This is a genomic window from Lysinibacillus odysseyi 34hs-1 = NBRC 100172, assembly GCF_001591965.1.
Lineage (GTDB): Bacteria > Bacillota > Bacilli > Bacillales_A > Planococcaceae > Lysinibacillus_B > Lysinibacillus_B odysseyi.
Genome location: NZ_BCVX01000010.1, coordinates 26,494 through 42,084 on the forward strand (window position 1 = coordinate 26,494; position 15,591 = coordinate 42,084).

Sequence of the window (15,591 nt, forward strand, 5' to 3'; positions counted from 1 at the left end):
ATACCCATAAAGACAGGCTGAGTATCTCTTCTTTTTGCGATATTATGTAAAAACATATGAAGACAAAGTCATAAAACGACTTTGTCTTCAATCTGAGACCTGCTTGTAAAAGCAGAAACTTTATAAATGACTATGCTTTTTGATACTCAGGTTCGCCAATTTCAAAGCGATAAAATTCATGATGCAGCTCATCACGGAAATGTTTTGGCGTTACACCTGTATATTTTTTGAAAATCCGTGTAAAATAGCTTTGATTGCAGAAATGGAACTGGTCAGAAATAGAAGTAATACTCTTATTCGTGTGGCGCAAGTAATATTGCGACTCCTCTACCCTGCGTACATTTAAGTATTCTACCAATGTAATTCCTACATGTTCCCGGAAAATACGTGACAAATGGCTTGTACTAATATGGAAGTTTGCGGCAATACTCTCAACTGTCAGATCATTCTCTAGCTCATCATTAATATACATAATTACCTTGTTAACTGTTTGATGGCGGAAAGTAGGCTGCTTTCTATCCGCAATAAAGTAAACATAGAAATCGATCAGATCATCTGCGAATTGCAAAAACTCTGCATCTTTCATTCTGTTTTCAATCATATCTGCACATGCTAAATTAAAAGCAAATGCTTTTTTCGAGGGAACTTGGTTATCAAGCAGCTTTCGGGCTACAATAGAGGATAAAGTAATAAAATAATGCCGGACGACCTTAATCACTTGTTTCCCAAAACGGATAGATAAGATATCGATAATGCCATGTAAAGATTTCTTTGCTTTGGACGCTTCTAAATGATAAATCTCGAACAACAGCTTCGATTCAATATTAAAAAATTCCTCAATCCCCTGATAGTGGTTAATATTGTCGATTTCTTGGAAATATCTTTTTGAAATCGTTTCAGATATTGAATGTTGATGTAGTTGCATAGATTACCCCATCTTTCTTATAAATGCTCACCGCATATTTTTTTACAAAATATAACATCCCTTTTTATAATAATATATACTGAAAAGTAAGATACGAAAATACTTAATTACTATTTTCCCGATATTTTTTGGTCATAAGATGTTCAATACTTATACAACTAAAAATTCCCTTTTTGGATGCCTCTTACTAACTACAGAGAATATTACCATATTTTGCGATTTTTTTTCAACTTTATTTTACCAACTATCTAGTTCAAAAATCTCACAACTAGGTAGTAAGACTGTTCTAAAACTGATAATAACTAAATGGATTAGCCTCGCATTGTATAACTAATAAACAATAAGGAAATAAATAAGTTAGTTCCTTTTCACTTCCATACTCAGAGAGGCTCCCGATAAAAAGAGGAATTTCAAAAAATCTGGAAAAGAAGAGGGGACATATCTTGCAAGTAAAACACATCGAAGCATTGCAGAATGTACGAAAGCTGCGCACATTTTGGCAAAGAATCTCCCTTTTTCCAAAATTTCATTGCACTTTTTAAGAATAGTGGATAATCAATTCAGTTCTCGCCATTATTCCTGAATCTTCTCTATGTTATTTCTATAAATATGTAGTAAAATAAAAGATAAATGATTTAAAATCCTTAAAAGAGGTGTTATAAAGTGGATCCGAAACAGATTGAAGAAATTATGGAAGTAATAAAAGAATTTTTCCCTGAGAACACGTCTATTGCCATCTCAGATACAAATGAATATTTATACTATCAACCAAGCAAAAAAGTAGACTTAAAAATTAAACCAGGTGATCCTGTAAAGGAAGGGTCAGCTGCTCATAAAGCATTAACATATGGTCAAAAAATCAGCACATACATTGAACCTGACGTATTTGGTGTACCGTATTTCGGTATGAGTATCCCTTTAATTGATGAAGGCGAAGCAAAAGGTGCCATAACTGCTATCTTCCCTCAAAAGCCATCACCGTTTTTGACAAACTACATTACTGTAAAAATCGATGACTGCTGGTACCCAATCAAGCATAATCAAGTAATTTATCTCGAAACACAACTTCGTAAAACATTCGTTAAAACAATGAACCGTGAAGGTTATCACCGTCTAAACTTAAGTGATCTAGAACTATTTTTAGCGCCTGATTCATTTATTCGTTGTCACCGTTCCTACATTGTAAATATCGACTACATCGATGAAATCCAACCAGATTCACACTCCACTTTCTTATTAATCATGAAAGATGGTACTCGGATTCCTGTTTCGCAGCGTTATGCTAGTTATTTCCGCCGTTCACTTGGTTTCTAACCAATAACATTTTACTATTAGTACAAAAAGTCTTTTGTCCTGCCGACAAAAGGCTTTTTGTATTTTTTTGTTATCCTTCCCCTCCCCCTTACTTAGCTCTAAAATACTAAAAAATCGAAAAGGCGCTTTTTTTCTCTTTCAAACACTTTTTAAGCACTTTCATGCATAAGATGAAGAAAATGTGACAATTTAGTGATATTATCATTTTGAACGGTTGATCAATCAATCTATCGAATAAACAGAAAATTCTTACAAAATTTTCTAAAAATATTTATATTTTACTAAACTTAATTTAGGGGAGGATTTCAGTATGGATCCAAGAGTTGAGAAACGCTTAGGTTTAAAACAATTAGCAGATAAAATCGTTTCTGCAGAAGAGGCTGCTGCATTAATTCAAGACGGCTCAGTCGTAGGGATGTCTGGATTCACTCGTGCTGGGGATGCAAAAGTAGTCCCAATGGCATTAGCAGAACGTGCAAAAAACGAGCAAGTTAAAATCGATGTATATACAGGCGCGTCTTTAGGTCCAGAAGTAGATAATCATCTAGCTGCTGCAGGTGCGATCAATAAGCGTGGACCTTTCCAAGGCGATGCTGTTATTCGCGGCTTAATCAACAAAGGTGATGTAACATATGTAGATGCTCACCTTTCGCATAATGCAGAATTAGTTCGTCAAGGTATTATTGGTCCGATCAAGCACTTAATTCTTGAAGCGGTTGCTATTACTGAAGAGGGCTTAATCATTCCAACAAACTCTGTTGGTAACTCGCCTATTTTTGCTCAATATGCAGAAAATATTATCATTGAATTAAATATTTCTCATCCAGAATCTTTAATCGGTATTCACGATATTTATATTCCAGGTGAGCAAGGTGACCGTGAACCAATTCCATTGACAAATGCTGAGCAACGTATTGGTGAAATCGGTATCCGTGTACCACTAGAAAAAATTCAGGCAATCGTTATTTCTGAAGAACCAGATGCTCCTTCCTTAATCGTTCCTCCTGACGAGGAAACAGAAACTATGGCAAACATCCTGCTTGATTTCTTCCGTGATGAAATTAAAGCTGGCCGTTTAACAAATAGTTTAATGCCGCTTCAATCTGGTGTTGGTTCTGTAGCAAACGCTGTACTTGACGGCTTCGCTAATTCAGAATTCGAAGATTTAGTTGTAGCTTCTGAAGTACTTCAAGATGCTGTATTTAACTTAATCGATGCTGGTAAGGTGAGATTCGCCGCTGCTACTTCTATTACGTTAACAGAAGAATTACAGAAAAAAGTGTATGGCAACCTTGAAAAATATGCCGATAAAATTTGCTTACGTCCCCAAGAGATTTCTAACCACCCAGAGGTGATTCGTCGTTTGGGCCTAATCTCAATCAACACAGCTCTTGAGTTAGATATCTATGGCAATGTAAACTCTACACACGTGTCAGGTTCAAAAATGATGAACGGTATCGGCGGTTCTGGAGACTTCGCTCGTAACGCTCGTTTAGGTATCTTTGTAACAAAATCCTATGCTAAAGGCGGCGCGATTTCTTCAATCGTACCAATGGTGTCTCACGTAGACCATACTGAACATGACGTAGACGTAATTGTAACTGAGCAAGGAATTGCTGACTTACGTGGTTTAGCTCCAAAAGAGCGTGTACCTCTAATTATCGAAAACTGTGCTCACCCAGACTTCAAAGAACAGTTATGGGATTACTACAACCGTGCTGGAGAAGCAACTGGCAATGCACATACTCCTCATCTATTAGAGGAAGCTCTTTCATGGCATGTAAACCTTGCTAATAATAAAACAATGAAAAAAGAATCTACAAAAGCGTAATTCTTTTCAATGGCCCAACAAATTAAATTTGTTGGGCTTTCTTCTTTTAAATTCCATGCTGCAACAGACATAAAAAAGGTATCCCTCATTAGGAATACCGATTTTATTTATCCATTAATGATTCTTCTTATTTTTAGAATCCTGCGGGTCCTGTTCCTCGTTATAATGATGAACCGTTGTTTGTGCCCCTTCATCGACCATATGATTTCCTTCAAGTACAAGGTCAACTGGTTCCGCTGCTGTTTCTGCAATATCTGATAAAGACTCATCCACATGTCCATCATTACCAGTGGCAGCCATTTCAGATGGTGAAACCTTTTTATTCGACTGAGTGGAGGCCATTGTCTCTTCTACAGATTTATTGGGAACATTTTGTGTATGCGTTGCATCATTCGGATTTGTTATCTTACTTACTAACCCCTGGACGCCTCCAGTTTCCTGTTGAAATTGGTTTGCTTTCCCTTTTAGTTGATTGAAATATTCCATCGCTTTATCACGGTTTTCCTTTTTACTTAAATAAGAAGCAGCACCTGCCACTAATCCGGCAAGCACAACACCTTTACCTTTTAACTTTGCCATGCTAATCCCTCCACATGTTTGTTATGTGGAATATTTACCCTCACGTCCTCTTTTTAAACATTATTTCGCTTCCCTAAATATTTCTCCTCTCATTCATTTTCCTTACTGTTCATCATTTTTCTGCCTGCACTGCTTCCTTTTATTCAACCCCTTCTTCTATTTTTTGAATGTAATATTGATCATATTGTTTAAGAAAAGAATCAAGTGGGCATATATTAGTATATTAATGAGGACACGAAAAGGAGTGATGAACATGTTTAATAGTAAAGATATCACGTACGATTGGAAGGAAGTCACTAGCTTCGTCGGTGCAGCAGGTATATTAACGATGTTCATCTATACGGTTATATTCTAAACGATAAAATAAAGGGCAAAGCGATATAACCGCTTTGCCCTTTATTTAGGTTCATTTACACTTATGCTTTTATATCATTATACTCATCGCTGTTTTCTAATGCTGTGACTACATATGAGCAAGTTGCATTCATTTTCAGGTTATTTTCCCGTGCATAATCAGCAGCTTTGTCCAGCAGTTTTTTAGCTACTCCCTGTCCGCGTAACTCAGGTGATACATAAGTATGATCCATCGTCATAATGCCACCTGTTTCCACCCAGGTAATCTCCGCTAAACGTTCTCCATCTCTGCTATGCTCGAAGGCGTTATGTGTACCCGTTTTGTTTAAAGTGAATTCCATTACTTATCCCTCCTTTTTTTTAATATATCATAATGAAAAAATGCCCTCTAGTAATACATACCAGCGGGCATACTCTATTATTCTGTTTGAGTATCATTATCTGAAGAGAACCAAGATGAAACTGTATCAACCAAGTTCTTGAAGAAATTTTTTACACCTTCCCAGAATCCTTCATCCTGTACAAGGTCACTGATACTCCCAAACTTTTCTTCAATCTTCTGACTTAAATCAGACAGTTGACCAGACCATTTTGAAAAGTCAATATCTAAGCTTCGGATTTGATCCATTAAATCTACTAATAGTTTACGATCTTTCTCACTTAAATTGATTTCTAATTTTGAAAGCTGGTCATCTACGATCTGCTGAACCTCTTCCTTTGTTGTTGGTGCTTTATCAGCAATTTCCTTCTTGATTTCTGTCAAAAGCTCGGCCACTTTTTCATCCGAGACATCCCCATTTTCTGCAATTGTTGTTGCTACAGAAAGCTCTTCATTTGCTACATCTGTTCGTTCTGTATCTAGTGTCTCACCCGTTTTTACTTCATATGCCTTATAAATTCCAACTAGAGCGGAGTGTCCAGTTACCGGCTTTGGTGCTGCTACCTCAACAATCGCATCTTCTATACCAGCTGTCAGCATAGCACTTGCATACATTTCTGCTGTTACCTGTGTAATATTTTCCGGTGTCACAATACTGATCACAAGCCCCTTACCTTCATCCTGACGTGTAATCTTTGCTGAAGAGTACATACGCGAGCTTGCATTGCTGTCTTTAATATATTTTACTAGGTCTTGCCCTGAAACTGTGATTTCATCAAATTCCGGTTCTTCATTTATACGTAGAGCTGTCTTTACTTTTTCTCTCTCTGCTTCTGAAAGATTTGCTCCATATACGACAATCGGTACACCTAGCTTTTCATTAATAGCTTTTGTTTCTGTAACCGATGCTGCTGCTTGTGTTGGGATGATAGCAAACACTGCTAGCATCAATGTCAGCATAAGCGGTACATATTTTTGTTTCATAGTCAGAAACCTCCCCTTTCAGATAATACATACGTTAAAAAAAGCAAAAGGTTGCCATTCATTTTCCCGCCTTTTGCTTTTTTACTTATAAAATTTCTGTCCAACCGTCCTGCTGTTTGATCTTCTGTGCCTTCATCAATGTACCAAGCGCCCGTTTAAAGGCACCTTTACTCATACCGAACATTTCCTGGATCTCTTCAGGTGAAGATTTATCGCCAAATGGCATTTTCCCTCCAACACTTTCAAGATAAGCAATGATTTTCTCTGCATCCTCACCGAGACGTTCATGTTTGCGCGGTAAAAGAGAGCCATTTAATGAGCCATCCTCTTTTACATCGATAATACGTACCCCTACTTCTTCTCCAAGTCGAGGTTCACCTTTCATTTCTGAATGGTGGACGAAAATACGGTATGGAGTGTCTATTCCCAGTAGAAATGACCCTACAGGTAATAGCCGGTATGGACGTGCCATAACGTTCTTATTATGCATATCCTCAAGTGCACCTTCATAAAGGTCATTCACTTTTTCTTCCGTTACTAAACGTCCGAATAAGTCACCGTTTCTGTCAATCCGCAATGTCATATATAAATGGTCTCCCGGCTGAGGCCAAAGCTCTTGAAGGGCCGGCAAATCCTCTGCCTTCACTAGGACTTCCCTTGATGTCCCAATATCGGTATACGCCCCTTCACGCGTTACTTTCAGAACACGAGCCCAGCCATATTCACCTTGTCGGACAGTGGGTAATGCCGTTGTTGCCTGCAAATCACCACGGCGGTCTGCAAATAAGAATACTTCTACAAGATCACCAATTGACAATGGCTCTGTAACTTCTGAACTGTTTAAAGGTATCTCAACATCACCATTTGTTAATATATAGCGTGAGCCTTGTTCCTCTAATACAGTCAGCGATACAGTTTGTCCTGATTTTAATTCATTCATTCATTTATTCGTCCCTTTCATTACACATTTTGCTGTGTTTTCATCTTTTCAAGTTTTTGCATAAAATCCGGTTGTTCCTCCATTAATTGAACTAAGTCTGCAATCCGATCGATCGAATTCCAGCTTAAATGATGCTCAATTCCCTCAACATCCTGATAAATCCGGTCTTCCTCCACACCGATCAGGCGTAAAAACTGTTCCAGCAGCTCATGACGCTGAACAAGCCGTTTTCCCAGCTTTACCCCTTTAGGTGTTAGTGTTAAGCCTCTATACTTTTCGTATACCAAATATCCGTCTTTATCTAATTTTTGGACCATTTTCGTAACTGAGGAAGGTAGAACAGATAATGCTTCTGCAATGTCGGACACACGCGCATATCCTTTATTCTCAATTAATAAGTAAATTTGTTCGATGTGGTCCTCCATACTAGGTGTCGGCATATCCTGTCTCCTCACTTTCCTAATGCTAGTATAAGTTTACTACAATCTCTGTCAAAAAGTTAACTGAAAACAAAAACGAGCCGAATGCACTTGATCCGGCTCATTTTGAATGTTTAGGTTTACGCCCTACTATATGAATCGCATGGATTATTTGTTTATTAATTTCCTCAAGGCTTTCTGGTGTATTCATTTCATTAAATACTACGTCCCGCCATTGGGGCGACGTCACATATCTCGGAGGTAGCGCATTTAACGCAATGGCAGTCACATCAAGCTTACATTGCTCACAATGGCAAAATGTTTGATAGTCATTGCCGTACAGCAAAAAATTTACCAATCCCCGAACAATCTCCTCCGTAACATTGACTAGTAAAGGTTGCTCCATATATTTCCTTCGCCTCATTTTTTTTGTTAATGTGTGCTCACTTTATCATATAACTATCAAAACAAGAACTCAACTAGGCAATCCTTTTTTTTAGAAAAATCCGAGGGTAACACTGCATACAATTTATATAATTTTAACTTTCCTTTTTCATGAGACGCAGCGAGTTTAATACAACAAGCAATGTTGCACCCATATCGGCAAAAATCGCAATCCATAACGTAAGCCAACCTGGAATAACAAGCAGGAGGGCGATCGCCTTTAATCCGAGAGCAAAGGCAATATTTTGTTTGATAATAGATAATGTTTTTTTGCTCAGTCGGATGATGCCAGGTATTTTTTCTACATTGTCCCCCATCAATACAATATCTGCTGTTTCGAGAGCGGCATCTGTCCCAGCCCCTCCCATAGCAATGCCGATAGAGGAGGCAGCTAAAGCTGGCGCATCATTTACCCCATCGCCAACCATAGCAACAGAGCCGTACTGCTGCTGAAATGCTCTTATTGCTTCAAGCTTATCGGCCGGTAGCAGAGACGCTCTTATTTCCGTTAGCTGTAATTCCTTTGCAATAGCAGAAGCTGTGAGCTCTGCATCACCTGTTAGCATCATAGTATTTACTTCGCTCTTCGTTAGCTCGCTGATCACCTGTTTACTACCGTCACGCAGTTGATCGGCAATAGCAATAATGCCGAGAAGCTCTTGTTCTGTAGCAGCTGCAATTACGGACTTCCCCTGTCTTGCAAGCTGTTCTACATATTGTTTTATCTCCGGCTCTAGGAAAACCTGAGACTGAATCCATTCAATACTCCCTACGTTCACTTTTACTCCGTCTACTTCAGCATAAGCACCTTTACCGGTTACAGAGTTAAAATTGACCGGTTCTGCTAGTGAAACTTGTAAATCCTGCGCCTTTGCTAAAATTGCCCCGGCTAATGGATGCTGTGAACTTTTTTCTACTGTACCAACTAACCGCAGAAACTCTTTTTCTGTCATGTTACTTACTACTTTACTATCTGTTACTTCAGGTTTTCCTTTTGTAAGCGTACCTGTCTTGTCAAATGCGATTGCCTTTGTACGCGCAAGCTCCTCCAAATACACGCCGCCTTTAATGAGTACACCCTGTTTCGCTGCATTACCGATCGCTGTCACAATTGCAACAGGTGTGGAAATGACAAGGGCACAAGGACAGCCAACGACTAATACAGCAAGTCCTTGATAGATCCAGTGCTGCCAATCCCCAGTGAAAACAGGAGGGATAACGGCAACAAGCAATGCTACCAGCATAATAAGCGGTGTATAGTATTTAGCAAACTGGTCAACAAACTTTTGGGATGGTGCCTTTTCAGCCTGTGCTTCCTCTACAAGATGTATAATTTTTGCGATCGTTGTATCTGCAGCCAGCTTCGTCACTCTTACTTCCAAGGCGCCTTCTTCGTTAAGGGTGCCCGCAAAAACCTCATCCCCGTTTTCTTTCTTCACCGGAATAGGCTCCCCAGTAATAGCCGCCTGATTGACAGTGGAGGACCCGCTGACAACTATTCCATCCATCGCGATTTTCTGTCCCGGCTTCACCATTAATAAATCACCAATTATAATTTCCTCTGTCGGCACTTCTATTTCATGAGAATGGCTGCCATGTGCCCGCTTGACCAGCGCTACAGGCGGTGCTATTTCCATCAGCCGCTCAATCGACTGACGCGCCTTGTTCATGGAATAGGCCTCGAGTGCCTCACTTACCGCAAACAAAAAGACAACAATTGCTGCCTCCTGCCATTCTCCAATAATAGCTGCCCCTATAATGGCAATTGTCATTAAGGTCTTCATATCAAACTCAAGCCGTATGAGGTTTCTTATACCCGTCTTAAAGATGCTTATACCGCCTATCATAATCGCAAAAAAGTAAAGTATATTTGAGAGGGCACTCCCTTCTCCCTGACTCATGCTGTAAACAACAGAAACTATAATAAAGAGGAGGGAAACTCCTGCTAGTATGTTTTCCTTTCGTTGATAAAATGGAATAGCCTTTTCAGCCCGCTCCTCTGCTTTCGTCACCTTGATTCCATCAAACGCGCCTGCTGCTTCGAGCTGTTCTATCGTCACTTCACCTACTACCGTCAGCTTTGCTGCGCCAAAATTTAATTGGCACTCCTCTACTGTTGGGATTTCTTTAATATTCCTTTCAAATTTTGCTGCACAGTTTGCACATGACAAATTTTGCAGCCTATATTGCTGCTTCTCCTTCACTGCCATCTTCATTCAACTCCTTTGAATGTTCATAAGCTATCGTTACAATTTGAAAAACATGCTTATCTGCAAGCGAATAATAAACCATCTTTCCTTCCCGATAAGATTTTGCTAATCCATGTTCCTTTAAATAACGTAAGTGATGAGAAGCATTAGCCACAGAAGAGCCAATAATTTCTGCGACATCACATACACATAATGCAGATTCCAGTGTTAACGCATAAGCGATCTTTAATCTTGTTTCATCAGCAAGCGCCTTCAGAAAGCCTGCTACCTTGGACAAATCAGGCATTTGCCTTTGTACGCGTCCTACTACTTCTGTATGGATTTCCGTTACTGCACATATATCTTTAGCCAATATCAACACCTCATTCAAATATGGATTTGATTGTTATTAGTATATGCAATTATTTCAAAACATTCAAATATTTATTTGAATTAAAAAGGAAGATACCAAAGGCCCTAGCCGATGGAATCTTCCTCTTCTATACTTAACGGATATAGCATGCTTTTCTGAATGAATGGAAAACCACACTACCCCCTATTTTATTTACCTGCTTTTAGTAATAACTCATTTGCATTTTCATATTCGCCATCTAGCCTTGTTGTATGGTAATTTCCTTTCGCCCAGTCATCCACCTGGTCGTGATACCATTCTGATTTCTTATGCCCGCTTTGGCCCGGTCCGACAATGTGATCCGCTTTTGATAAGTTTCCAACATCTGCTACAAAGCGCCATGATGCACCATGATTGACTTTCCCGTTGATCCGGTTTCCAGCTGCCTGAACTGTTGTCCTCGAACCGCCAACCGGCTGTGGTGCAGGGTTTAAATACCAGGCTACCAAGTCACTTGCTGCAGAAATCGAATGGTCAAACGTAAGCTGGTGAAAATCTCCCCATGCCCATTTCTTATAATTGTCTCCATACGTATCCTTTAGTTCTTTTATTGTTTCTTCAAATGATTTATATACAAATCTCTCTAATCCGCCTGCTTTTTCTATCCACATGCCTTCATTTCCTTTATACGCGTCCCTGAGCAGATTATCCATGATCTGATACTTACCAGGCATCATCATATAAACTTCTTCCGGGATTTCTTCAGCAAATAATGATTCCTTCAGCTCCTCTATCAGGAAATTAAATACAAGGGGCTGTGGCGCATCAATCGTTTCGTTATAATCCCACGCTTCTAAAGAAGCAATTATGTCCGTATATTTACCATCAACATCAGCTTCTTTAATTGTTTTTAGGAAGTAAGGCAAAAATTCCGCTGCGTATAAATTAACTGTATCCATCTGTATATTCTTCATGTCTTGTACAGACAGCTTCTCTTTAGATTCCAGCAAATCCACAATACGTTCAAAACGATACGGCTGTGCCCAGAAATCTGTAATGTAGTAAGGATATTCTTCCCCTACAACTTTATTATTTGCTGTGGCAATATAACCTTCTTCTGGATTGATTACTGTCGGCAACTCTTCATATGGTATATATCCCTCCCATCCATAATCGGATGAATCCCCCGGTACCGGGAGCTTTCCTTCCCCTATTTTCCGGATTGGGATGTTACCGTTTGCCCGGTAGGCAATGGTTCCCGTCGTATCAGCAAATACAAAGTTCTGTGCAGGGGCCATGAAATCACGCAAAGCCAGATCGAAATCCTGCCAGTTTTTTGATTTATTAAAGCCTAATACAGCCTGAAGCTCACGAGTCGGCTCCAACGCTGTCCATTGCATTGAAAACACTTCTCCTACCGGCTCCTTATCAAATACAAGATCGGAGATGACAGGCCCATGCTTTGTTACGATAACTTCGAAATCTACAATATTACCGCCTTTTACATGAATCGGTTCATCCCTTACTTCCGCTTCATAATATTTCCCGTCATATAAAAATTCGTATGGATTATCAGGGCTTTGCTTTTCAATATATAAATCCTGTACCTGTGGATTGACGTTTGTCACTCCCCAGGCCACATCCTCATTATGACCTAAAATAATTCCAGGCACCCCGGCAAAGATAACGCCGCTTACATTTTGTTCAGGTGACTGCAAATGCATCTGATACCAAATAGATGGTGTACTCAATCCTAGATGCGGATCGTCGGCTAGTAAAGGCATCCCTGTTTCCGACTTCTCTCCTGATACTACCCAGTTATTACTCCCATTGAACTCATTTGGAATGGCTTCGATCGGAAACGATCCTGCCATCTTTACTTCTGATTCCTTGTTCGCTTCAATAATGGAGCGTGCCTCCTTCGGATAATCGACAATCAACTCCGCTGTTAATTCCTCAGGTAAATTATTTAATGCCCAGTGGCGGAATGCGAGCAGGCTCCAATTCCCTCCGAGATCATACGCCATATATTTACCAATCGTCAAAGAATCAATGGGTGTCCATGGTTCAGGCTCATATCCCAATAACTTAAATTCATAGGACAACCTTTCTTCCTTCATAAAAGCATTTACTCCTTCTGCGAACCATTCGAGCACCTGCTTTGACTGTGCATCATATCCATCCCATGACTTCTCTGCTGCATCACGTAGACTAAAAGTACGGAAAAATTTATCATTTTCAACAGCAGCAGCACCTACTACCTCGGCCAGCCGTCCGCTTGCCTGTCTTCTTGCCAAATCCATTTGAAACAGGCGGTCCTGTGCCTGTACATAGCCTTGGGCACGGTAAAGATCTGCATCTGACTGTGCATCAATATGGGGTACCCCGTCTCCGTCCCTCACTACCTTTACATCCTCTTCTAAAATCGATACAGTCAGCTCACCTTCGATAATCGGCTTTGAGCTTCCTATGTAAAAATTAAATGCGATAAGTGCAATTGCAATCAATCCTGCTATAATACCAAGTGCCCATAAAATAATACGTATTAGCTTATTTCCTTTTGTCATAACACCATCCCCCTACTAGGTAATTTCTACATAAAAAAGTAGAATCCCTCTAATATACGAGGGATTCTACTACTTAAATACATAAATTTTCTATTTCAAGTTCAATAGGACAATGATCACTCCCTAATATGTGAGGATGAATGTCAGCCTTTTTCAGCTGTGGGATAAGGCGATCCGAAACAATAAAGTAATCAATACGCCAGCCGATATTACGTTCTCGCACTTTTGCCATATAGCTCCACCATGTATAAATATCCTGGCGGTCCGGGTAGAAGTAACGAAACGAATCTGTAAAGCCTGCTTCCAATAAAGCTTTCATCTTTCCTCTCTCTTCCACAGTAACACCGGAGTTTCCTTTGTTTGCCTTTGCGTTTTTCAAATCAATATCCTGGTAAGCCACGTTTAGATCGCCACAGTAGATGACCGGCTTTCTTGCATCAAGCTGCTTTAGGTAAATAGCCAGACGGTCTTCCCACTGGAGCCGGTATGGCAGCCGCGCAAGGTCCCTCTGCGCGTTTGGAGTGTAGACATTTACTAAATAAAAATCTTGATATTCTAAAGTAATAATGCGTCCTTCTGTCTCTGCTTCCTCTTCCCCCACTCCATACCATACACTTATTGGTTTATGCTTTGTAAAAACAGCAGTACCGGAATACCCTTTCTTTTGAGCATAATTCCAGTATTGCTCATAGCCTTCTAATGGCAGCTCTACCTGACCGGCTTGGCACTTTGATTCCTGAATACAAAAGAAATCGGCATCCATTTCCTTAAAGTACTCCAAAAAGCCCTTTGTTACACAAGCACGTATACCATTTACATTCCACGAAATGAACTTCATCTTTTTCTCCTTTTGCGATAAAGAAACATATAGCTCTCTTCTGATTAAAAGGGTCCGCTAATTAGTAGCAGACCCTTCTCTTATCCCATTAATCTTCGCCGACGATTTTTACTTCCATTTCCAGCTCAATATCAAACTTTTCTTTTACTGTACATTGCACCATTTTAATGGTTTCGATATAGTCGGTCGCTGTCGCATTATTTTTGTTTATAATAAATCCGGCATGCTTAGTAGAAACCTCTGCACCACCGACACCTTTACCCTGCAAACCGCTGTCTTGAATCAATTTCCCTGCAAAATAACCAGGAGGGCGTTTAAATACACTGCCTGCTGATGGGTATTCGAGCGGCTGTTTTGATTCTCGCTGATATGTTAAATCAGCAATTTTCGCATCGATTTCCTGCTGTTTGCCTTTTGCCAGCTGGAATTTTGCACTCAATACATAATAGCCCTTTTTAGCAATTATACTTTTCCGATAAGCCAGTTCTAGTTCATCTTTTGTCAGCACCAGACGCTCACCCTCCTGTGTCAATACAGTGCAATCGACGATCACATCTTTAATTTCTCCGCCATAGGCCCCTGCATTCATAGCCATAGCTCCCCCAATGGATCCTGGAATGCCGCAAGCAAATTCAAAACCTGTTAAACTCTTAACCGCTACCTGTTTAGACACCTCTTTAATAAGCGCGCCTGCTTGGGCAATAACGACTTCGCCCTCAATATGAATACGATCCAGCTTGGCAAAATGCAAAACGATGCCCCGCACGCCGCCATCCCGTACAACCATGTTTGAGCCATTACCAAGCATCAGCAATGGTACTTGATGACGATACGCGTACTGTACAACCTTTTGCGCTTCCTCTTCTGTTACCGGCATCACAAAAATATCAGCCTTACCGCCTAATTTAGTCATTGTATATTGTTTTAAAGATTCATTACACTTAATGTTCTCCGGATTTACGATTTGGGCTAAATCCGACGCCCATTTTTCTATTGTCATGTAAGCCATTCCCTTTCTCTACGTCCAATTTTGTGCCCACTTTTCAATTTCGCGAACAGCACCCTCTAAAGATCGGCCCTTTGGTGTTAAAGAATATTCTACACGGACCGGTACTTCTGAATATACTTTACGCTCGACAACGCCTTCTTTTTCTAATTCCTTTAAACGTTCCGAAAGTAATCGCCCACTGATTGGTAAAGCAGACTCGATAGCATTAAAACGTTGTGGCCCACTTAATAACTGATAAATAATTAAAGCTGTCCACCTTTTGCCGATTAGGTCCATTGCCTTGGCTAATCGAGGACATAATGCTGTTTCCTTCATTTTGGTCACCTCTACCTCGTTTATTTTAACGATATTTCAAAGGAAAGTAAATTTTCCTTCACCCTTTCTTATAGTACTTTCCCTTTTTCTATTTAGTTATTAAAAGTAAGTTACTTTAATGGAAAATCCTTTATATTGTAATAAATACATGC

At 39.8% G+C, this 15,591-nt stretch carries 15 protein-coding genes; 2 read left to right on the top strand and 13 right to left on the bottom strand.

What is annotated here, in order from left to right; translation table 11 throughout:
- Positions 1 to 130: 130 nt before the first annotated feature.
- Positions 131 to 925 carry a helix-turn-helix transcriptional regulator gene (locus BOD01S_RS16015; protein ID WP_036152666.1) on the bottom strand — a complete coding sequence of 265 codons (795 nt, stop codon included), beginning with the start codon at positions 923 to 925 and terminating at the stop codon, positions 131 to 133.
- Positions 926 to 1,588: 663 nt separating this feature from the next.
- On the opposite strand from BOD01S_RS16015, the gene BOD01S_RS16020 reads away from it, so the two are divergent.
- The gene (locus BOD01S_RS16020; RefSeq protein ID WP_036152670.1) at positions 1,589 to 2,239 is read left to right on the top strand and encodes a LytTR family DNA-binding domain-containing protein; all 651 of its coding nucleotides are present in this window, start codon (positions 1,589 to 1,591) and stop codon (positions 2,237 to 2,239) included.
- A 310-nt stretch (positions 2,240 to 2,549) separates the two neighbouring features.
- On the top strand, positions 2,550 to 4,070 hold the full coding sequence (locus BOD01S_RS16025) for a succinate CoA transferase (protein ID WP_036152673.1): 1,521 nt from the start codon (positions 2,550 to 2,552) through the stop codon (positions 4,068 to 4,070).
- Between the two features lie 114 nt (positions 4,071 to 4,184).
- On the opposite strand, the gene BOD01S_RS16030 is transcribed toward BOD01S_RS16025, so the two are convergent.
- The 12 genes from BOD01S_RS16030 to BOD01S_RS16085 form a co-directional block, all read right to left on the bottom strand.
- The gene (locus tag BOD01S_RS16030) at positions 4,185 to 4,649 is read right to left on the bottom strand and encodes a hypothetical protein (protein WP_036152676.1); all 465 of its coding nucleotides are present in this window, start codon (positions 4,647 to 4,649) and stop codon (positions 4,185 to 4,187) included.
- A gap of 416 nt (positions 4,650 to 5,065) precedes the next feature.
- Positions 5,066 to 5,344 carry a GNAT family N-acetyltransferase gene (locus tag BOD01S_RS16035; protein ID WP_036152687.1) on the bottom strand — a complete coding sequence of 93 codons (279 nt, stop codon included), beginning with the start codon at positions 5,342 to 5,344 and terminating at the stop codon, positions 5,066 to 5,068.
- A 77-nt stretch (positions 5,345 to 5,421) separates the two neighbouring features.
- Entirely contained in the window at positions 5,422 to 6,330 is a 909-nt protein-coding gene (locus BOD01S_RS16040; protein WP_407656005.1) for a DUF1002 domain-containing protein, read from the bottom strand.
- Positions 6,331 to 6,451: 121 nt separating this feature from the next.
- Positions 6,452 to 7,306, bottom strand: coding sequence for a CvfB family protein (locus tag BOD01S_RS16045; protein ID WP_036152691.1), 855 nt, complete (start codon positions 7,304 to 7,306; stop codon positions 6,452 to 6,454).
- A gap of 20 nt (positions 7,307 to 7,326) precedes the next feature.
- On the bottom strand, positions 7,327 to 7,746 hold the full coding sequence (gene mntR / locus BOD01S_RS16050; RefSeq protein ID WP_036152693.1) for a transcriptional regulator MntR: 420 nt from the start codon (positions 7,744 to 7,746) through the stop codon (positions 7,327 to 7,329).
- 100 nt (positions 7,747 to 7,846) lie between these two features.
- Positions 7,847 to 8,131, bottom strand: a complete 285-nt coding sequence (locus BOD01S_RS16055) for a late competence development ComFB family protein (RefSeq protein WP_036152695.1) — start codon at positions 8,129 to 8,131, stop codon at positions 7,847 to 7,849.
- Positions 8,132 to 8,264: 133 nt separating this feature from the next.
- Positions 8,265 to 10,379 (bottom strand): heavy metal translocating P-type ATPase, encoded by a 2,115-nt coding sequence (locus tag BOD01S_RS16060; RefSeq protein ID WP_036152696.1) that lies wholly within the window; start codon positions 10,377 to 10,379, stop codon positions 8,265 to 8,267.
- Positions 10,351 to 10,731, bottom strand: coding sequence for an ArsR/SmtB family transcription factor (locus BOD01S_RS16065; RefSeq protein ID WP_036152698.1), 381 nt, complete (start codon positions 10,729 to 10,731; stop codon positions 10,351 to 10,353). Before BOD01S_RS16065 ends, BOD01S_RS16060 begins: the two co-directional genes overlap by 29 nt.
- A gap of 188 nt (positions 10,732 to 10,919) precedes the next feature.
- Positions 10,920 to 13,277 carry a penicillin acylase family protein gene (locus BOD01S_RS16070; RefSeq protein WP_036152699.1) on the bottom strand — a complete coding sequence of 786 codons (2,358 nt, stop codon included), beginning with the start codon at positions 13,275 to 13,277 and terminating at the stop codon, positions 10,920 to 10,922.
- Between the two features lie 73 nt (positions 13,278 to 13,350).
- Entirely contained in the window at positions 13,351 to 14,115 is a 765-nt protein-coding gene (locus BOD01S_RS16075; RefSeq protein ID WP_036152700.1) for an exodeoxyribonuclease III, read from the bottom strand.
- 88 nt (positions 14,116 to 14,203) lie between these two features.
- Positions 14,204 to 15,115, bottom strand: coding sequence for a UDP-N-acetylmuramate dehydrogenase (gene murB / locus BOD01S_RS16080; RefSeq protein WP_036152701.1), 912 nt, complete (start codon positions 15,113 to 15,115; stop codon positions 14,204 to 14,206).
- 18 nt (positions 15,116 to 15,133) lie between these two features.
- The gene (locus tag BOD01S_RS16085) at positions 15,134 to 15,439 is read right to left on the bottom strand and encodes a winged helix-turn-helix transcriptional regulator (RefSeq protein ID WP_036152705.1); all 306 of its coding nucleotides are present in this window, start codon (positions 15,437 to 15,439) and stop codon (positions 15,134 to 15,136) included.
- Positions 15,440 to 15,591: the final 152 nt, after the last annotated feature.

Bases quoted from the DNA above. Each gene is read 5' to 3' on its own strand.
- BOD01S_RS16015 (WP_036152666.1), bottom strand. From the start codon at position 925: ATGCAACTACATCAACATTCAATATCTGAAACGATTTCAAAAAGATAT.
- BOD01S_RS16025 (WP_036152673.1), top strand. From the start codon at position 2,550: ATGGATCCAAGAGTTGAGAAACGCTTAGGTTTAAAACAATTAGCAGAT.
- BOD01S_RS16030 (WP_036152676.1), bottom strand. From the start codon at position 4,649: ATGGCAAAGTTAAAAGGTAAAGGTGTTGTGCTTGCCGGATTAGTGGCA.
- BOD01S_RS16035 (WP_036152687.1), bottom strand. From the start codon at position 5,344: ATGGAATTCACTTTAAACAAAACGGGTACACATAACGCCTTCGAGCAT.
- BOD01S_RS16040 (WP_407656005.1), bottom strand. From the start codon at position 6,330: ATGCTAGCAGTGTTTGCTATCATCCCAACACAAGCAGCAGCATCGGTT.
- BOD01S_RS16045 (WP_036152691.1), bottom strand. From the start codon at position 7,306: ATGAATGAATTAAAATCAGGACAAACTGTATCGCTGACTGTATTAGAG.
- mntR (WP_036152693.1), bottom strand. From the start codon at position 7,746: ATGCCGACACCTAGTATGGAGGACCACATCGAACAAATTTACTTATTA.
- BOD01S_RS16055 (WP_036152695.1), bottom strand. From the start codon at position 8,131: ATGGAGCAACCTTTACTAGTCAATGTTACGGAGGAGATTGTTCGGGGA.
- BOD01S_RS16060 (WP_036152696.1), bottom strand. From the start codon at position 10,379: ATGGCAGTGAAGGAGAAGCAGCAATATAGGCTGCAAAATTTGTCATGT.
- BOD01S_RS16070 (WP_036152699.1), bottom strand. From the start codon at position 13,277: ATGACAAAAGGAAATAAGCTAATACGTATTATTTTATGGGCACTTGGT.
- BOD01S_RS16075 (WP_036152700.1), bottom strand. From the start codon at position 14,115: ATGAAGTTCATTTCGTGGAATGTAAATGGTATACGTGCTTGTGTAACA.
- murB (WP_036152701.1), bottom strand. From the start codon at position 15,115: ATGACAATAGAAAAATGGGCGTCGGATTTAGCCCAAATCGTAAATCCG.
- BOD01S_RS16085 (WP_036152705.1), bottom strand. From the start codon at position 15,439: ATGAAGGAAACAGCATTATGTCCTCGATTAGCCAAGGCAATGGACCTA.